At 68.6% G+C, this 17311-nt stretch carries 16 protein-coding genes and 1 pseudogene; 4 read left to right on the top strand and 13 right to left on the bottom strand.

The genetic code is table 11. The annotated features are described in order from the left end of the window. The first annotated feature begins 16 nt into the window (after positions 1-16). A complete protein-coding gene (locus tag ACFVVI_RS27040; RefSeq protein WP_387447389.1) occupies positions 17-1705 on the top strand; it encodes an FAD-binding dehydrogenase in 1689 nt (562 codons plus the stop codon). On the opposite strand, the gene ACFVVI_RS27035 is transcribed toward ACFVVI_RS27040, so the two are convergent. From ACFVVI_RS27035 to ACFVVI_RS26985, 11 genes and pseudogenes are all read right to left on the bottom strand, one after another. Beyond that, entirely contained in the window at positions 1702-2529 is an 828-nt protein-coding gene (locus ACFVVI_RS27035) for an IclR family transcriptional regulator (RefSeq protein ID WP_387447388.1), read from the bottom strand. The two genes, ACFVVI_RS27040 and ACFVVI_RS27035, sit on opposite strands and share 4 nt — an antisense overlap. A 77-nt stretch (positions 2530-2606) precedes the next feature. Then, entirely contained in the window at positions 2607-3734 is a 1128-nt protein-coding gene (locus ACFVVI_RS27030; protein ID WP_387447464.1) for an Mrp/NBP35 family ATP-binding protein, read from the bottom strand. Positions 3735-3747: 13 nt separating this feature from the next. Further along, the gene (locus ACFVVI_RS27025; protein ID WP_387447387.1) at positions 3748-5124 is read right to left on the bottom strand and encodes an FAD-dependent oxidoreductase; all 1377 of its coding nucleotides are present in this window, start codon (positions 5122-5124) and stop codon (positions 3748-3750) included. Next, entirely contained in the window at positions 5121-5456 is a 336-nt protein-coding gene (gene fdxA, locus ACFVVI_RS27020) for a ferredoxin (RefSeq protein ID WP_378990002.1), read from the bottom strand. Before fdxA ends, ACFVVI_RS27025 begins: the two co-directional genes overlap by 4 nt. After that, on the bottom strand, positions 5453-6208 hold the full coding sequence (locus ACFVVI_RS27015) for an ABC transporter ATP-binding protein (RefSeq protein ID WP_378990000.1): 756 nt from the start codon (positions 6206-6208) through the stop codon (positions 5453-5455). Before ACFVVI_RS27015 ends, fdxA begins: the two co-directional genes overlap by 4 nt. Then, on the bottom strand, positions 6205-7068 hold the full coding sequence (locus tag ACFVVI_RS27010) for an ABC transporter permease (protein WP_387447386.1): 864 nt from the start codon (positions 7066-7068) through the stop codon (positions 6205-6207). The genes ACFVVI_RS27015 and ACFVVI_RS27010 overlap by 4 nt, the downstream gene beginning before the upstream one ends. A gap of 29 nt (positions 7069-7097) precedes the next feature. After that, positions 7098-8510: an ABC transporter substrate-binding protein gene (locus tag ACFVVI_RS27005; RefSeq protein ID WP_387447385.1), complete on the bottom strand. Its 1413-nt coding sequence runs from the start codon at positions 8508-8510 to the stop codon at positions 7098-7100. 11 nt (positions 8511-8521) lie between these two features. Then, on the bottom strand, positions 8522-8749 hold the full coding sequence (locus ACFVVI_RS27000; protein WP_378989996.1) for a ferredoxin family protein: 228 nt from the start codon (positions 8747-8749) through the stop codon (positions 8522-8524). Then, positions 8749-11473 (bottom strand): annotated as a pseudogene (locus ACFVVI_RS26995) (fumarate reductase/succinate dehydrogenase flavoprotein subunit). Before ACFVVI_RS26995 ends, ACFVVI_RS27000 begins: the two are co-directional and overlap by 1 nt. A 5-nt stretch (positions 11474-11478) precedes the next feature. Beyond that, positions 11479-12288: a GntR family transcriptional regulator gene (locus ACFVVI_RS26990; RefSeq protein WP_378989994.1), complete on the bottom strand. Its 810-nt coding sequence runs from the start codon at positions 12286-12288 to the stop codon at positions 11479-11481. Positions 12289-12448: 160 nt separating this feature from the next. Further along, the gene (locus tag ACFVVI_RS26985) at positions 12449-13042 is read right to left on the bottom strand and encodes a TetR/AcrR family transcriptional regulator (protein WP_378989993.1); all 594 of its coding nucleotides are present in this window, start codon (positions 13040-13042) and stop codon (positions 12449-12451) included. 56 nt (positions 13043-13098) lie between these two features. Here ACFVVI_RS26985 and ACFVVI_RS26980 point away from each other — a divergent pair, with 56 nt between their 5' ends. Continuing rightward, positions 13099-14244, top strand: coding sequence for a glycosyltransferase (locus ACFVVI_RS26980; RefSeq protein WP_387447384.1), 1146 nt, complete (start codon positions 13099-13101; stop codon positions 14242-14244). A 3-nt stretch (positions 14245-14247) separates the two neighbouring features. On the opposite strand, the gene ACFVVI_RS26975 is transcribed toward ACFVVI_RS26980, so the two are convergent. Then, positions 14248-15168, bottom strand: coding sequence for a LysR substrate-binding domain-containing protein (locus ACFVVI_RS26975; protein ID WP_387447383.1), 921 nt, complete (start codon positions 15166-15168; stop codon positions 14248-14250). 36 nt (positions 15169-15204) lie between these two features. Beyond that, on the bottom strand, positions 15205-15810 hold the full coding sequence (locus ACFVVI_RS26970) for a YdcF family protein (protein WP_379312248.1): 606 nt from the start codon (positions 15808-15810) through the stop codon (positions 15205-15207). Positions 15811-15917: 107 nt separating this feature from the next. Here ACFVVI_RS26970 and ACFVVI_RS26965 point away from each other — a divergent pair, with 107 nt between their 5' ends. Further along, positions 15918-16925 (top strand): YeiH family protein, encoded by a 1008-nt coding sequence (locus ACFVVI_RS26965; protein ID WP_387447382.1) that lies wholly within the window; start codon positions 15918-15920, stop codon positions 16923-16925. 100 nt (positions 16926-17025) lie between these two features. After that, a complete protein-coding gene (locus ACFVVI_RS26960) occupies positions 17026-17286 on the top strand; it encodes a hypothetical protein (protein ID WP_387447381.1) in 261 nt (86 codons plus the stop codon). Positions 17287-17311: the final 25 nt, after the last annotated feature.

The following is a 17311-nucleotide window of genomic DNA, read 5'->3' as shown; positions in this document are numbered from 1 at the left end:
ATGCTACGTTCCAGGCATGTCGAGCACAGTGCCTGCGCCCACCGAAGATTTCACCCCCGACGCGATTGTCGTCGGCGCCGGACTGGCGGGCCTGGTGGCCGCGCACGAGTTGGTGCTCGCCGGACGCAAGGTCCTGGTGCTCGATCAGGAGAATCGCGCCAACCTCGGCGGGCAGGCATTCTGGTCACTGGGTGGGCTGTTCGTCGTCGACAGCCCGGAGCAGCGCAGGATGGGCATCAAGGACTCCTACGAACTGGCACTGCAGGATTGGCTGGGTTCGGCCGGTTTCGACCGCGACGACGAGGACCGGATGGGCCGCGAGTGGGCGAAGGCCTACGTCCGGTTCGCCACCGACGAGAAGCGGGATTACCTGCACGCCCTGGGTCTGCGTTTCACCCCGCTGGTCGGCTGGGCCGAACGGGGCGGTGGCCTGGCGGGCGGACACGGCAACTCGGTGCCACGGTTCCACCTCACCTGGGGCACCGGGCCCGAGGTACTGCGGGTGTTCCGCGAGCCGGTGCTGGCCGGTGAGGCGAAAGGGTTGGTCCGCTTCGCCTTCCGGCACCGCGTCGACGAGCTGATCGTCGACGACGGCGCCGTGACCGGCGTGCGCGGCAGCGTTCTCGCCCCCTCCGACACCGACCGCGGTCAGGCCTCGAACCGGGATGTGGTGGGCGAGTTCACCTTCCGAGCCCCCGCGGTTCTCGTGAGTTCGGGTGGCATCGGGCACGCCCACGACCTCATCCGCCGCAACTGGCCCACCGAACGGCTCGGCCCGTGCCCGGAGCACATGATCTCCGGTGTGCCCGCCTATGTCGACGGCCGGATGCTCGGGATCTCCGAGGAAGCCGGGGCGGCGCTGGTCAACCGCGATCGGATGTGGCATTACACCGAGGGCATCCACAACTGGGATCCGATCTGGCCCGATCACGCCATCCGCATCATCCCCGGCCCGTCGTCGCTGTGGTTCGACGCGAACGGAAACCGCATGCCCGCACCGTGTTTCCCCGGTTTCGACACCAACGAGACCATGCGTCAGATCCTGTCGACGGGCTACGACTACTCGTGGTTCGTCCTGAACCAGTCGATCATCGAGAAGGAGTTCGCGCTGTCGGGTTCGGAACAGAACCCCGACATCACCGGCAAGGACTTGAAGTTCACGGTGCGCAGCAGGCTCGCCAAGGGCGCGCCGGGCCCGGTGGAGGCGTTCAAGCAGCACGGCGTGGATTTCGTGGTCGCCGACTCCCTGGCCGAACTCGTCGACGGCATGAACGACATCTCCCGCGGTCCGAAGCTGGACGTGGCCGCCCTCGAGCACCAGATCGTGGGCCGCGATCGCGAGGTCGCCAACTCCTTCTCCAAGGACGCGCAGGTGACCGCGACCAACAGCGCCCGCAAGTTCCTCGGCGACAAGCTCCGCGTCGCCAAGCCGCACCGCATCCTCGATCCTGCCCACGGCCCGCTCATCGCGGTGCGCCTCAATGTGCTGACCCGCAAGACCCTCGGCGGTCTGCAGACCGACCTCGATTCGCAGGTGCTGCGCCCGGACGGCTCGGTGTTCCCCGGCTTGTACGCGGCCGGTGAGGTCGCCGGGTTCGGCGGTGGCGGCGTGCACGGTTACAACGCGCTGGAGGGCACGTTCCTGGGCGGGTGCATCTTCTCCGGTCGGGCGGCCGGTCGAGCGATCGCGCGACGCACAGCCTAGTGCGGGTGCCGGGGGGCCAGGGTGCGTGACGCTTCCTTGGCCACCTCGGCCAGCGCCCGAGCCAGCCGCGCGGTGTCGAGCGCGGTGCGCTCACCATTGACCGTGCCCGACAACGAGATCGCGGCCACCGCGACACCGCGGCCGCGGATCGGCACCGCCACGCAACCCACGCCCGGCAGCGACTCCTCGGTGTCCACGGCCACGCCCTGACGGTTGCGGATACGGGCGAGTTCGCGATGCAGTTCGGCCCGGTCGACGATCGTGCGCGCGGTTCGTGCCACGGCATTGCCCCGCAGCGCGGCCTCGGCGATGCCGGGCTCCAGCGTGGCCAGCAGCGCCTTGCCCACCGCCGTGGAGTGCGCGGGCAGCCTGCCACCGACACGGGTCGGGATGACCACCCGGCCGCGGCCCCCCGAACGATCCAGGAACAACACCTCACGCCCGTCCAGCACCGCGAGGTGCCCCACCAGCCCCGTGCGCTGACTGAGTTCGTAGAGCAGTGGCCCCACCACCTCGCGCAGTTCGTTCTGCTCGGCCGCGAGCCCGCCGAGTTCGAGCACCCGCAGCCCCAGCCGGTAGCCGCCCGGAGTGTGCGCGAGCCAGCGCAGCCGGATCATCTGGTCGAGGATGCGATGCACGGTCGAGCGCGGCAGCCCGGTGCGTTCGGCGAGCCCGAGCAGCGTCAGCGTGGGTGTGGCGGCGTCGAACGCGTCCAGGATGAGCGTCATCCGCTCGATCATCGACGTCGGCGGTGCCCCGGTCGCCCGGCCCGATCCGGTCCACAGGTTCTCGGGCGCCGGTTCGGTCACGATCTCGACCGTCATGTGATCCAACCTCCACAGTGCGTAGCGCTAACAGACTAGAGCTGTCAGCTCCGCTCACGCACTATTTCGCCTCGATCTCAGGCAGGCACCGGGCTGACCGGCGTCACAGACAGCCGGCGGCGCACGATCGGCGCGATGGTCGCCGCGATCTCGCCGATCGCTCTGGCGGGCGCGCAGTGCGGGTCGGTGTCGACGAACGGAGCGCCCTGATCGCCTGCCGCGCAGACCACCGGATCGAACGGGATCCGGCCGATGACCGGGCAATAGGTGTCGAGCAGGCCGCTCAGCGCGCGGCTCACCGCGGTGGCGCCACCCGCGCCGAAGAGGGTCTGCCGGGTGCCGTCGGGACTGTCGTACCAGGACATGTTCTCGATGATGCCCGCCACCCGCTGACCGGTCTGCGCGGCCACGGCGCCCGCGCGTTCGGCGATGCGAGCCGCGGCGCGTTGCGGGGTGGTGACGACCAGCAGCTGCGCGGTGGGCAGCAACTGGGCCAGGGAGATGGCCACATCGCCGGTGCCCGGTGGCATGTCGATCAGCAGAATATCCAGTTCGCCCCAGTACACGTCGTTGACGAACTGCTGCAACGCGCGGTGCAGCATCGGCCCGCGCCAGACGACGGGGGCGTTGTCGTCGACGAACATACCGATCGACACGACGCGCACACCGAATGCGGTGGGCGGCATCATCATCGACTCGACCAGGGTGGGCGCGGTGGTGATGCCGAGCATCGCGGGTACCGAGTGACCGTGAACATCGGCGTCCATGAGACCGACGCGCAATCCACGTCGGGCCAGCGCGACGGCCAGATTGACGGTGACACTCGACTTCCCGACGCCGCCTTTGCCCGAGACCACGCAGTACACGCGGGTCGGTGAATCCGGTTGCGCGAGAGCGGCGATACTGTCCGATCCGGGTCCCCGGAGCTGGATTCTCAGGCTACGGCGCTGCTCCTCGCTCATCACCCCGAAGTCGATCTCGATACCGGCGACGCCGGGCACCGCGGTGACGGCGGCGCGGATGTCGTCACTGATCTTCGTCCGCAGGGGGCATCCTGCGACGGTGAGCAGGATGCCTATCGCGACACGACCTGCTCCGTCGATGTCGATGGTCTCGACCATGTTCAATTCAGCGATGGGACGGCCGATCTCGGGGTCATTCACTCCGGCGAGCGCGGTCCTGATCTGTGGTTCGGTCGGTGATATCACGGGCTCCTCCTCACTGGGCCAGGCCGGCGTGCAGCATGTCCGCGCGTTCGACGATCTTGATCCGCTCGCGTCCTTCGGCTTCGCCCAGCGCGCGTTCGTGGGCGTCCAGTCGGTACCAGCCTTCCCAGGTGGTGAAGGCAATGCCCGCGGCGGTGAGATGTTCGGTCACCGCATCGGGGTGTGGTCGCGGCGCCGGTGTCAGCCGGGCCTGATCGGCCAGCAGGCAGGCAACGGTTTCGGCGGCGTCGCCTTTGGTGTGGCCGATCAGGCCGACGGGGCCGCGTTTGATCCAGCCGGTGACATACACCCCGTCGAGGTATCGCGCCCCCTCGCGCGCGTTCGGGTCGATCAGCACGCGCCCCGCCTCGTTGGGGATGGTGCCGGTGCGGTCGTCGAACGGGATGTCAGCGACATCTTCGGAGCGATAGCCGACCGCCCGATAGACCGCCTGTACGTCCCACACCCGAAATTCGCCGGTGCCCTTGACGTTGCCGGTGCCGTCGAGCTGGGTGCGTTCGGTCTTCAGGCCGACGACCTTGCCGTCGGCGCCGAGGACCTCCGAGGGCGATTCGAAGAAGTGCAGGAACAGCTTGTGCGGGCGGTCGCCGTGGTCGCGGATGGCCCACTGCTCCAAGGTGTTGGCGACCATGTCGACCTGCTTGGAGTTACGGCGCGCGGCTTCGGAGCCCTCGTCGTAGTCGATGTCCTCGGGGTTGACGATGACCTCGATCGTCGGCGAGTGATCCAGTTCGCGCAGCTCGAGGGGCGTGAACTTGGCCTGCGCGGGACCACGACGACCGAACACGTGGACCTCGAGGGCCTTGTTGCCCTTGAGACCTTCGTAGACATTCGGCGGGATCTCGGTCGGCAGCAGTTCGTCACCGGTCTTGGCGAGCACGCGCGCGACGTCGAGGGCGACGTTGCCGACACCGAGCACGGCGACCTTCTCGGCGTCGAGGGGCCAGGAACGCGGGACGTCGGGGTGGCCGTCGTACCAGGACACGAAGTCCGCGGCGCCGTAGGAGCCGTCGAGGTCGATGCCGGGGATGGCCAGGGCGCGGTCGGCGTTGGCGCCGGTGGAGAAGATGACCGCGTCGTAGAACTGGCGCAGGTCTTCGAGGGTGATGTCGGTGCCGTAGTCGATGTTGCCGAGCAGGCGGACCTGGTCCTTGTCGAGGACCTTGTGCAGGGCGGTGATGATGCCCTTGATGCGCGGGTGATCGGGCGCGACGCCGTAGCGGATCAGGCCGAAGGGCGCGGGCATACGCTCGTAGAGGTCGATGCTCACTCCCCTGTGTTCACCGGCATCGGACTTCATCAACGCGTCGGCGGCGTAGATACCGGCGGGCCCGGCGCCGATGATCGCCACCCGCAGTGGAGTTCTCATTTCTCGTAGCCCGCGACGAACGGCGTGTCCACGCCGAGCTCGCCCACCGCGCCCGCGCCGCCCGGCGAGCCGAGCGCGGTGTCGCGGCCGGGCAGCGCCGTGTCGAAGAAGGCCGCGTTCGTGGCGACGAAACCTTCCTGGCCGGCCGGAATGTCATCGTCGAGGTAGATCGCCTCGACGGGGCAGACCGGTTCGCACGCACCGCAATCCACGCACTCGGTCGGGTGGATGTAGGCCATCCGGTCGCCGGTGTAGATGCAGTCGACGGGGCATTCCTCCACGCACGCGCGATCCATGACGTCCACGCAAGCGGCTCCGATGACGAAGGTCATGGCTGTAGTTCCTTGTCGTTGGGCTCGCCGAGGGCGGCGAGGATTTCGTAACGCAGCCGCGCGAATTCGGGTTCGAATCGGGCGCCGGGTGCGCGTGGTGCGGCGATCTCGATGACGCGCTGGATGCGGGCGGGGCGCGGGGTGAGCAGGACGATCCGATCGGCCAGCAACAGCGCCTCGTCGACGTCGTGGGTCACGAACAACACCGTGGTCCGGCGCTGCTGCCACACCGAGATGAGCAGGCGCTGCATATCGGCGCGGGTCTGGGCGTCGAGAGCGCCGAACGGTTCGTCCATCAGCAGCACGCGTGGCTGCGCGGCCAATGTCCGCGCCAGCTGCACACGCTGACGCATACCGCCCGACAGCGCACCGGGCAGATGGTCACCGAAGTCGGTGAGCCCCACCAGGTTCAGCAGTTCCTGGGCTTCGACGCGCCGGTTGCGCCGTGACACTCCGCGCAGTTTCAGCGCGAATTCGACATTGCGCCGGGCGGTGCGCCACGGCAGCAGCGCGTCCTCCTGGAACACCATCGAACAGTGCTGGGCGCTGGGCCCACCGTCGACGGTGACGCTGCCGCCGATCGGCGGCAGCAACCCGGCCATCGCCCGCAGCACCGTGGATTTGCCGCAACCCGACGGACCGAGCAGAACCACGATCTGGCCGGCATCGACGTCGAGATCTACTTCGGCGGCGAGACTTTCGCCGTAGGCGATGCGCAATCCGTGCAGCCGCACCGCGGCACCGGCGCTCATCGCTGCGCCCTGGGCAGCCACCGGTTCACCCGGCGCCCCGCCAGTTCGACCAGCCAGGCGGTGAACCAGCCGAGCAACCCGATGGTGAGCATCCCGACGATCACCCCCGGATAGTCCAGGAGCCCGTAGGACTGCCAGGTGAAGTACCCGATGCCGAACTGACCCGAGATCATCTCCGCGCTGATCACACAGATCCAGGCCACGCCCATCGCCACCGACAGGCCCGAGAAGATGCCGGGTAGCGCACCGGGCAGGGCGATCTGGAACAGAATGTCGCGTCGACGCGCGCCGAGGGTGTGGGCCGCTTCCTCCCACACCTTGGGCAGCGCGTGCATGGCGTGGATGGTGCTCACCGCGACCGGGAAGAACGCGGCGAAGAAGGTGATGAACACGATGCCCTGTTCCCCGGTCGGGAACAGCAGGATGGCCAGGGGCACCAGTGCGATCGCGGGGATCGGCCGGAACACCTCGAGTACCGGCCGCACGAGTGCGCTGACCACGGCCGAGCGACCGACCGCCATGCCGATCAGCACGCCCGACACCGTGGCGAGGCCGAAGCCGATCAGGATGCGGCGGGTGCTGGAGAAGATGTCGCGGTAGTAGGTGGCCGCACCGAGCTGCGTACGAAAGGAGTCGAATACTTGTGCGGGCGTGGGGATCTTGTCGAAACGCAGCCAGAACACGACCTGATTGGTGGTGAGCAGGTACCAGGCCAGGAGCAACGCGGCCAGTGGCACGGCGGTCAGTACGGCCTTGCGGGCTTTGCGGGGAACGATGAATCGGGTGGGTGAACTCGGTGGTGCGGTGATGATGTCGGGCTTCGCGACGGGCGCGGTGCGGGGTTCGGCGGAAACGGTCATGGTGAGCCTCCTGGTCTCACGTGACGGATCTAGCGGGCCTTCAGTGCTGCTTGGTAGTCAATCACCGTGACGCCCGGATGGGCGGCGGCGTACTGCTGTGCGGCGGCACCGGTCGCGAAGGGCAGCAACCGATCGTCGGGGCTCGCAGTGGGTTCGCTGACCCAGGTCGCGGTCGCGGCGAAGAGCCGGGTGCCGGTGCTGTGGTCGGGCACGTAGGCGGCGCGGACGGTGCTGCCGGTGGCCGCGATCTGTCGCAGCAGACAGGTCGGGGTCTTGGCGACGGCGGTGGTCGTGGCGTCGGCGAACCACACCTCCGAAGCGGTGGGAAGGCCGTCCACCGCTCCCCCGCACGCCGCATCGGTACCGGTCAGTGGTGCGGGAGCCGTCACCGACGCGCGGGCGGCGTCGTAGCCGGGACCGTAGACGGTGCGCAGGTAACGGTCGTCGACGAATTCGCCGAGGTTCAGATCCGACAGCGCACCGAGGCTTTTCAGGAACGGCAACAGCGTGCCCAGAGCGTCCACCTGTTGGGGCTTGATCGTCGGATCGAAGCTCACCAGGCCGTTCGGGCCGTTGTAGAGATACACGACCTCGGCGGGCAGCCCGGTGATCTCGGCGACGCGCTGTGCGGCCGCCAATGGGTTCTGATTGAGGTAGTCGGTGGTCTTGCGCACCGCGGTGAGGAACGCCGTGACGATATCGGGGTTACCGATGCCGAAGCGCTCGCTCGCGACCACGGCGTGGAAGGTCGGGATGCCGGCGCTGCCACCGTCATAGAGCAGCTTGGCTTGACCGTCGTAGACGAGTTTCTGTGGCCACGGCACGAATTGGGCCAGCGCGGCCACCTGATCCCCCTGCAGCGCCGAGGCGCCGACGGCCGGATCCTGACCGAGCAGCTTCACATCGTCGAGAGTCATCCCGGCGGCCGAGAGCCCGGTGGCGAGCATGCCGTGCGCAGCCGACCCCACGCTGGTCGACACGATCTCACCCCGCAGGTCGGTGATCGTGGCCGCCTTCGAATCCGTCGGCACCACGATCTGATTCAGCGAACCGCGCAGGTTGTAGCCGGTGACGGCGATCAGTTCGGACTTCACGTCGGCGTGGTCGCGAGTCTTGGAGCCGTTGACCAGGATCGGCGCGTCTCCCATCGACCCGATGTCGACCTGGCCCGCCAGCATCTGCGCGGTCAGCGGTGGGCCCGCGGCGAAGTCCTTCCACTCCACCTTGTAGGTGAGCCCTGTCGTCTTGCCGAGTTCGGCGAGTTCGGCCTCGAAAGTGCCGCGATCACGCAGCAGCGTGCCCGCGGTGACGGTGTTGATCGTCTTGGACTGGTAACCGATGTTCACGGTGACGGTCTTGGCGTCGTCGGCGCTCCCGCAGCCGGTGGCCAGGGCGGCCACCGCGGCGATGCCGAGCAGCAGCGCGGGGATTCGGGTGCTCATGGTCGGCTCTCTCAACGCAACAGGAACGGGATGTTCACGGTGACGGCGCCGACCGGGCACCGCGCGGCACACGGCCCGCAGTACCAGCATTCGTCGACGTGCATGTAGGCCTTGCCCGAATCCGGGTGGATGGCAAGGGAATCGAGTGGGCACATGTCCACGCAGAGGGTGCAGCCGTCGATACATTTCGCTTCGTCGACCGAGACGGGGACATCGAGACGGGCATTGGCCTGGGCCATCAGAGTTCCTTTCCAGAGTTGGCGATGCCGATGCGGGCGAAGGCGCGGACATCGGCGTCCGGGTCGTCGAGCGCGGCCTGCAGCGCCGTGGTGATGTCGCGTCGTTCGGCGATCCGCTCGGCCAGTGCGCGCACCGCCGCCTTGCGGACGTCGAGGTTGGGATCGGAGACCGCCGACAGCAGCGGTGCCGCGGCGAGTTCGGGGTCGGCGGCGGCCAGGGCGATGGCCGCCGCCTGCCGGACCTGCCAGGCCGGGTCGATCATCGATGCGGCGGCCGCCGCGGCAGCGTGTTCGTCGCAGCCGGTCCCGGCCAGACTCGACAGCGCGGCGGCGCGGACAAGCGGTCGGGGGTCGGCAGCGAGAACGAGCAGGGTCACCGAGCCGCGTGGATCACCGATCGCCGCAACACCTTTGGCCACTGCGATGCGCACGTCCTCGTCTTCGTCAGCGGCGCCGAGGCTCAGTTCGTCGAGAGCGTCGACAGAGGTGAGCCCGCCCACGACGGTGCGGCGAACTGCCGCATTCGGATCGGCGAGCCACCCCGCCAGCTCCGCCGCGTCGGTCCTGCGGTGCCGCCACAGCGCCTCGATCGCGGCCGAGCGCACCGCCGGCTCCGCTGCGGTGACGCAATGGCGCAGCGCCGTATCGAATTCCGGACCGGGCACGATGACCTCGAGGAGTTCGGTGAGCAAGCCGATGGCGGCGTGACGCACGTCGACATCGACATCGGCCAGTGCGGTGGCGAAGATCGGGGCGGCCTCGGCCCAGGCGTCGGTGGTCTCGCTGAGCACCGACAGCGCCGTGCGGCGCACCTCCGGGTCGGGGTCGGTGATGAACGGGGTGAGTTCGTCGAGCTCGGGGCACTCGTCGGCCAGTTCGAGCAGGGCCAGCAGGCGGGCGCTCATCGCACATCCCTCACGTCGAGGTCGCCGACATCGCGCGGGCCGGGCACGGGTGTACTCATCGCGTACCCCACGCGCCGACGAGTTCGGGTGCGGAGACGTCGGCGACGCCGTCGGGACGGACGAAGCCCGGCACCGGCACGATGTAGGGGGCGACCGGCCTGGTGCGGAACTCCATCGCACCGGTGGCACCGCGATACAGGTTCAGATGACAGAACCATTCGGCATCGTTGCGCCCGGGCCAGTCGGCACGCTGATGGTAGAGCCCCCAACGGCTTTCGGTGCGCCGCAGTGAAGCCCGGGCCGCCATTTCGGCGCAGTCGCGAATGAAGGTCACCTCGGCGCAGCGCATCAGTTCGTGCGGCGTCCGGCCGCCCATCGCGGCGATGTCGGTGTTCATCCGTTCGAAGGCCTCGACGCCGAGCGTCAGATACGACTGCGCTTTGGGCGGCTGGAGGTAGTCGTTGACGAAGCGCCGCAGTTTGTACTCGACCTGGGTTTGGGGTGGGCCGTCGGGGTTGCGCAGCGGGCGGTAGATCAGCTCGTGGGCGGCCTCGATCTGATCGGTGGGCAGCTCTGGATGTGCCGCACCACGGGCGAATTCGCTCGCGTGCTCACCGGCGATGTCGCCGTAGACGAAGGCGCCGATCATGTAGTTGTGCGGAACCAGCGCCATATCGCCCGCCGCGTAGAGGCCGGGCACGGTGGTGGCGGCGTGTTCGTCGACCCAGACTCCCGAGGCAGAATGCCCACTGCACAAACCGATCTCGGAGATGTGCATCTCGATGTCGCTGGTGCGGTAGTCGGTGCCGCGGCCTTCGTGGAAGGTGCCGCGGGTGGGACGTTCGGTGGTGTGCAGGATGCCTTCGATCTCGCGGATCGTGGCATCGGGCAGGTGGCTCAGTTTCAGGTAGATCGGGCCGCGGGCACTGTCGAGTTCGCGTTTGACCTCGGCCATCATCTGACCGGACCAGTAGTCGCAGTCGACGAAGCGATTGCCTTCGGAGTTGACCTGGTAGCCACCGAACGGATTGGCCACATACGCGCAAGCAGGACCGTTGTAATCCTTGATCAGCGGGTTGATCTGGAAGCACTCGATGCCGGAGAGTTCGGCACCGGCGTGATAGGCCATGGCGTAACCGTCGCCGGCGTTGGTCGGGTTCTCGTAGGTGCCGTAGAGGTAGCCCGACGCGGGCAAGCCGAGCCGGCCACACGCTCCCGCTGCCAGGATCACCGCGCCTGCCGAGATGGTGACGAATTCGCCGGTGCGCGTGTCGAATCCGACCGCGCCGACCGCGCGTCCGTCGACGGTGAGCACCCGCACCGGCATCACCCGGTTGCTGATGGTCACCTTGGATCGGACGTCGCGGGCGCGCAGGGTGCGGTAGAGCACCTTCTTCACGTCGCGTCCCTCGGGCATCGGCAGGACATAGGAGCCGGAGCGGTGCACTTTGCGGACCGCGTATTCGCCGTGCTCGTCCTTCTCGAATTTGACGCCGTAGCCCTCGAGGCGCTGGACCATCTCGAAACCCCGGGTGGCGGTTTCGTAGACGGTGCGCTGGTTGACGATGCCGTCGTTGGCGACGGTGATGTCGGCGACGTAGTCCTCCGGGCTCGCCTTGCCCGGGACCACGGCGTTGTTGACGCCGTCCATGCCCATGGCGAGTGCGCCGGAGTGCCGGACATGGGCCTTCTCGAGCAGCAGCACGCTGGCGCCGTGGCGGGCGGCGGTGAGCGCGGCCATGGTGCCCGCCGTGCCGCCACCGACGATCAGGACGTCGCAGACCAGTTCTCGCCGGTCGGTCAGCGGTGGAATCTGCATGGGGATCAACCCCTTTCGTGGTTGTCGCGGGTGCGCCGCGGGGTCACCGGGATGCGGTCGAGCCGCCCGGACAGGGAGAACCGGTCGCCGCGATAGCGGATGTATTCGAGATCGACGGGCCGACCGGAGTCGGTGTAGGTGAGCCGTTCCAGGAACAGCAGCGGAGATCCCGCACGGACCTGCAACAGTCCGGCGACGGTGGGATCGGCGGCGACCGCCTCGATCGCGACCGCGGCTGAGCCCAGCGGCAGGCCGAGTTCGGCTTCGAGCAGGCCGAACACGTCGCACCCGGTGAGGTCTTTGTCCAGGAGCGGGATGCCGACATCGGCAGTGAGGTAGCTGGCGTCGAGCGAGAGCGGCGCCCCGTCGAGGTAGCGCACCCGTTCCAGGGCGACGACCGGGTCGCCGGGCTGGAGCTCGAGCCGTTCGGCGACCAGTGGTGTGGCGGGCACGACCTCGGCGAGCAGGACCTGGTTCACCACCCGGTCGCTGCTGGTCTCGAAGGTTTCGGCGAGGCCGCGCAGGCGGTCGAGGCCCTGTACCGCCTTGTCGGCGACGACGAAAGTACCCGCACCGGGGACGCGGTCGATCAGGCCTTCGTCGCGGAGCAGGGTGAGCGCGTCGCGCACGATATTGCGGCTGGTGGCGAAGTCGGCGGCGAGCTGGGCTTCGGCGGGCAGTGCGCGGGTGCCGTAGACGCCGCTGCGGATACGTGCGCGCAGGATGTCGCGGATGCGCCGGGCCGGTGCGCTGCGTCTGCCCGAACCCGGATCGGGGGGCCGTGGCCTCGCCGAGGAGGTGGGAGTGGCTGTCATGCGGCAAATGCTGCGAACGCCGCGTTACGACGGACGTTTCGGGCAATTACCGGGTGGTTACGCCAGTTCCTGGCCGTTGGCGAGGGCCGTGACCTGCGATGATTCCGACGCCACTACGAATCCCACCACCACCGCACTGGCCGGACCGCCCCCTGTGCGGTCACTGCGCTCCGAGATGGAGGTGGATCGTGTCGCGTACCCAGCACCGGTACCGGTCGAGCGACCAGCCTCGTTCGTTGACGAGATTGCCGTAGGTTCCGGTGTTGACGAGGCCCCACAGCATGTCGGCCACCGCATCGACATCGACCTGCTGCGGCAGTGCGCCCGCTCGCTCGAGTCGCCGCCCGAGATCGAGCAACTCGCCGTAGCGATCCGCCTCGCGTACCCGCAATGTCTCCTCGACCTCCGGGTACTGGCGCCGAGCCACCACCAGCGCCTCGTGAATCCGCCACACTCTGGACGCGACCTCGACATCGGCGGTGATTGTCGCGTCGAGTGCCTCCCACGCGGTCATCGTGTCCGTGACCGGATGCCGTTCGAGAACCGGAACGACATCGGTGGCGTAGATGTGCAGATGCAGGGCCGTCAACAGCTCGACCTTCGAGGGGAAATGCAGGTAGATCGCCTGGCGTGAGACCCCCGCCTCTTTCGCGACTGCTCCGAGGCCGGCGCCGTGATAGCCGTGTTCCTCGAACATCGCGCGCGCCGACTCGAGGATCTGAGTCCGGGTCTGGGGTCGTCCGCCACTTGACACGCTGTCAACCTTACCGTACTTTACAAGCTGTCAAGCAATCCCCGAGGAGGAACGCCATGGCTCGCTACCTGATCACCACCTGGGACGGTGCGGGAAACCTGGTCCCGACGCTCGGCATCGCCCGCGAGCTGGTCGATAGCGGCCACGATGTCCGAATACTCGGACACGAGACGATCGCTCAACGATGCGCCGATGTCGGCGCCCGCTTCGTCACCTTGACCCAGAGCGAGGGCTGGGACGCGATGGACACCCCGGACGACTTCGAAGCCGAAGTGAAACTCATGATCGACCAGCTGTGCTTCAGTTCCGCGATCGCGCGGGACCTCGCCCGGGAGCTGGACCGCGAGCCCGCCGATGTGGTGATCGTCGATTGTCTGCTCTTCACCGCAATCGACGTTGCGCTGGCCTCGGGCACTCCGACCGCGACGCTGTTCCACACGGCGTACAGCATCTTTCGGGGCGGACCACTGGTCGAGATGTTCACGCCGGGTATCGCGATCGCGAACGCGGCACGCGCGGACCTCGGCCTGCCCGCGATCGAGAGTCTCGCCGAGATCCACGACGCGTGCGCGCAGGCGCTCGTCGCGGTGCCCGAGGAGTTCGAGCCCGACGTTGCCGACGCAGCCAATGTGGTACGCATCGGACCGGTGCTCGACGCGCCCGCGTTGTCGCGCGAGATCGACGAGGTCGATGTCGGTGACGGTGCGAAGCCACTGGTTCTGGTCGCGCTGAGCACGAGCGAGCAAGGTCAGGCCGATCTGTTGCAGCGCTGTGTCGATGCGGTCGCGCGGATGCCGGTGCGCGCCATTGTCACGACCGGAGCGGCGATCGACCCGGCGACCGTGCGCGCGGGGGTGGATACCCAGGTCGTGCGGTACGCGCCACACGCCGACATCCTTCCTTCGGCATCCCTGGTGATCACCCACGCCGGGCTCGGAACGACCATGGCCGCGCTCGGTCGTGGCGTGCCGCTGCTGTGCACCCCGATGGGCCGCGATCAGTTCTTCAACGCAGAGCAGGTCCGAACCCTCGGCGCGGGCCTGATGCTGATGCCCGACGCGAGCAGCGAGGTGATCGCACAGACCGCCGCTCAGATCCTCGGCGAGAGCAGCTTCGCCTCGTCCGCCGAACAGTTGGCCGTCGGCATCAGCGCATACGGCGGCGCAGCGAAAGCCGTTGCCGTGCTCGAAGCGCTCGGGTGACGCTCAACCGCGCGCGTTCTCGAGCAGCGCGGCCCGCTCCACGAGCAGTTCGCCCGGCCCGGCCGGTGGGGTGTTGCGGCGCCAGATGGCCCGGAATTTGCGCGTCAGCCGGGCAGCCTCGGCCGAGGGGACTTCCACCAGGGTGCCGGTGACGAGGTCGGGTGCGGCGATCAATCGACTCAGGACCGCGGGTGCCATGCCGGTTCGGGCGGCGGCCACGATCGCGGCGGTAGACCCGAGTTCGGCCGCCGGGCCCATGAGTGGGGCCGCGGTGGCGAGCAGGTCCCACACGGTGTCGCGGGTACCCGAACCCGGTTCGCGCCACAGCAGCGCGGTGCCTGCCAGCTCGGTCAGCGTGACCGGGGTCTTCCGTTGCGCCCATGGATGATTCGGCGCCACGACTACGACGAGGTCGTCGGCGCCCAGCACGCGACTGCCGAGCCCGGCCGGTGGATGCGGGCCTTCCACGAAGCCCAGATCGGCGGTGCCGTCCCGCACGAGGCCCGCGACCTGGGTCGAGTTCTCGACCTCGAGGGAGATCACGACTTCGGGGTGATCGGCGCGCAGTGCGGCCAGCCAGTGCGGAATGCGGTGGTCGGCAATGGTTTTGGAGGCGGCGATGCGCAGGCGTGGCGCCTGCGCGGCGCGCAGGCGGGCGACGTCGTCGACGAGGTCTGTGACGGCAGCCAGGACGGTGCGCGCGTGGGCGACGACGGCGCGACCCGCGTCGGTGAGTTCGGAGCCGGTCGGCGCGCGGTCGAGCAGCTTCACGTGCAGGCGGCGTTCCAGTGCGCTGATCCGCATACTCGCGGCCGGCTGACTGACCCCGTGCCTGCGGGCGGCAGCGCCCAGACTGCCCAGCTCCGCCACCGACACCAGGAGATCGAGGACCTCCAGGTCGGGGGTTCCGGGTGGCAGGGTCATGGCCCGATTATGGGTGACGGGTGGCGCGACGCCACATCAGGCACCGTAGCCGTCGTGATCGGGACCGAATCGGCCTCGCAGCTTCTTCGCCACACCGTAGAGGGCGAACACCGGTTTCAGTGGCATCCATTCGCCGAACCGATATTCCCGGCCAGGGACCAGGCGAACGGCCAGTTCCGGGCTCTGTTCAGCGAGATAGGCGCGGGCAGTCTCGGCATGCGTCGGCAGCGAGACGATCTTGATCCGGTCGACGTCCTTCAGGTACGGGATCGCGAAGGCGATGTTCTCCCAGGTGGACCGGCTCGACTCCTCCAAAACGAGCTCGCCCTCGTAACCGCGGGTTTCCACGGCGTAGCGGCCCATCATCGCCGCCTCGGTCTCCGGTCCCGCGCAGGCACCTCCACACAGCACGAGGCGAGTCTCGGACGCGTGCGGATCGATGGATCGTAGACCGGCGCGCACTCGCCAGCGGTTCATGCCGTTGGCACGCGAACCGGTGTTGCGATATCCGAGGACCACGACGGCCTCCGACCCTGAGCGTGGGGCTCCGACGCCCCGACGGGAGGCCCGTCGATTCGCCCATTCGCCCCACAGCATCACTCCGACACCGGTGGCGATCGTCAGCCGGGTTCGTTTCCGCACGTCTCCAGCAAACCACACACCCCGTCGGCAGGGCCATAAGCCGAAATTATGACCACCTGCGAATTCGCTCTCTACCTCGGGCTCCCGCGTACCGCGAAGGTGAAGGAGTGAACCGCGCACCCGCTCTCGCTCCCGGCCTGATCCTCGCCGCGCTCCTGGTCACCGTGGCCACGCCGTTCGGCAAGGCGCTGCCGATGATCGGCACGCCGGTGCTCGCGCTCGGCGCGGGCGCCGTCGCCGGGATGGTGCTGCGCCGCAAGGACGTGACGGGCGAGACGTTCGGCCCTGGGCTCGACGTTGCCCGCCAGCGCTTGCTCGGGCTGGCGATCGTGCTGCTGGGGCTCGGACTGCCGCTCGGGTCGGTGATGAGCGTGGGGCGCGAGACGGCGGTGGTGCTGATCGGGACGCTGCTCGTCGGCGGCGTGGCGGCGTTCTTCGTGGGACGGATGCTCGCGGTGGACAAGGAGTCGGCGACCCTCATCGCCGTGGGCACCACGATCTGTGGCGCGTCCGCGATCGCCGCCGCCACCGCGGTCCTGCGGCCCGACAAACAACGGGTCGCCTACGCCCTGTGCACCATCTTCATCTTCAATGTCACGGCCGTGCTGGTGTATCCGCCGCTGGGCCGCGCTCTCGGCCTGTCGCAGGAGGCGTTCGGACTCTGGGCGGGCACCGCGATCAACGACACGTCGTCCGTCCTGGCCGCCGGCGTCATCTTCGGCGCGGGCGCCGCACAGTTCGCCGTGATCGTGAAGATGGTTCGCAGCCTCGCCATCATCCCGCTCTGCGTCGGCCTGCACGTCGGCCGCCGCCACATCGCCGAGGACACCGATCTCCCCCAGGCCTCCCTGCGCCGGGCGGTCCCCCTGTTCGTGATCTTGTTCCTGGCCGCCTCCGTCATCGCGGGCCTCGGCATCGTTCCCAGCGAACTCACCGCACCGCTCGCCACTGTCAGCGGTTGGCTGATCGCCGCCGTCCTCGCCGCTATCGGCACCTCGCTGAGCATCGCCCGCCTGCGCACCGCGGGCATCCGCCCCCTGATCCTCGGTGGCACCCTCGGCCTGATCCTCGGCACCACCAGCCTCGGCCTCATGTACGTGACCGGCTGGTGCTGACAACAACGGCCCCACCGACCTGCGCGCGGGGCCTGATCGGGCCCGCGTCGCGGAGCTAGGATTGCTGGACATCGCAGGTCGGCGCGGACAGGAGGATGTCATGAACAGCGTGTACCGGATCATCGCCACCGCGGGTGCCGCCGCGGCAGTGACACTGGTCGCCGCGGGCGTCGCGGCGGCCGAGGACGCCGAGCCACCCTCGTCGCCGTTGGTCGAGTACATCGAGTCTTGGCCACCCGCCCCCGAATGGTGCAACGCGAGGTGGGACCCGATCGAGAATGCCGTCGAGGATTCGATCCCACCCCGGTACGAGCCGGAGTTCGACGCGTTCGACGACTGGTGCGAGGGCGACGCGGACTGACTCGCCCGGTGCGGTGGGGCGGCCG

It is taken from the genome of Nocardia sp. NPDC058114 (assembly GCF_042884695.1).
In the GTDB taxonomy this organism is placed as follows: Bacteria; Actinomycetota; Actinomycetes; order Mycobacteriales; family Mycobacteriaceae; genus Nocardia.
Note: the sequence above shows the minus strand (reverse complement) of the source record. Positions and strands in the feature narration are given on the sequence as shown.

What these genes read in the sequence shown, in the direction of transcription:
- ACFVVI_RS27005 (WP_387447385.1), bottom strand. Translation starts at nt 8,510, where the DNA reads ATGAGCACCCGAATCCCCGCGCTGCTGCTCGGCATCGCCGCGGTGGCC.
- ACFVVI_RS27000 (WP_378989996.1), bottom strand. Translation starts at nt 8,749, where the DNA reads ATGGCCCAGGCCAATGCCCGTCTCGATGTCCCCGTCTCGGTCGACGAA.
- ACFVVI_RS26960 (WP_387447381.1), top strand. Translation starts at nt 17,026, where the DNA reads ATGAACAGCGTGTACCGGATCATCGCCACCGCGGGTGCCGCCGCGGCA.
- ACFVVI_RS27015 (WP_378990000.1), bottom strand. Translation starts at nt 6,208, where the DNA reads ATGAGCGCCGGTGCCGCGGTGCGGCTGCACGGATTGCGCATCGCCTAC.
- ACFVVI_RS26990 (WP_378989994.1), bottom strand. Translation starts at nt 12,288, where the DNA reads ATGACAGCCACTCCCACCTCCTCGGCGAGGCCACGGCCCCCCGATCCG.
- ACFVVI_RS27010 (WP_387447386.1), bottom strand. Translation starts at nt 7,068, where the DNA reads ATGACCGTTTCCGCCGAACCCCGCACCGCGCCCGTCGCGAAGCCCGAC.
- ACFVVI_RS27040 (WP_387447389.1), top strand. Translation starts at nt 17, where the DNA reads ATGTCGAGCACAGTGCCTGCGCCCACCGAAGATTTCACCCCCGACGCG.
- ACFVVI_RS27035 (WP_387447388.1), bottom strand. Translation starts at nt 2,529, where the DNA reads ATGACGGTCGAGATCGTGACCGAACCGGCGCCCGAGAACCTGTGGACC.
- ACFVVI_RS26980 (WP_387447384.1), top strand. Translation starts at nt 13,099, where the DNA reads ATGGCTCGCTACCTGATCACCACCTGGGACGGTGCGGGAAACCTGGTC.
- fdxA (WP_378990002.1), bottom strand. Translation starts at nt 5,456, where the DNA reads ATGACCTTCGTCATCGGAGCCGCTTGCGTGGACGTCATGGATCGCGCG.
- ACFVVI_RS27025 (WP_387447387.1), bottom strand. Translation starts at nt 5,124, where the DNA reads ATGAGAACTCCACTGCGGGTGGCGATCATCGGCGCCGGGCCCGCCGGT.
- ACFVVI_RS26975 (WP_387447383.1), bottom strand. Translation starts at nt 15,168, where the DNA reads ATGACCCTGCCACCCGGAACCCCCGACCTGGAGGTCCTCGATCTCCTG.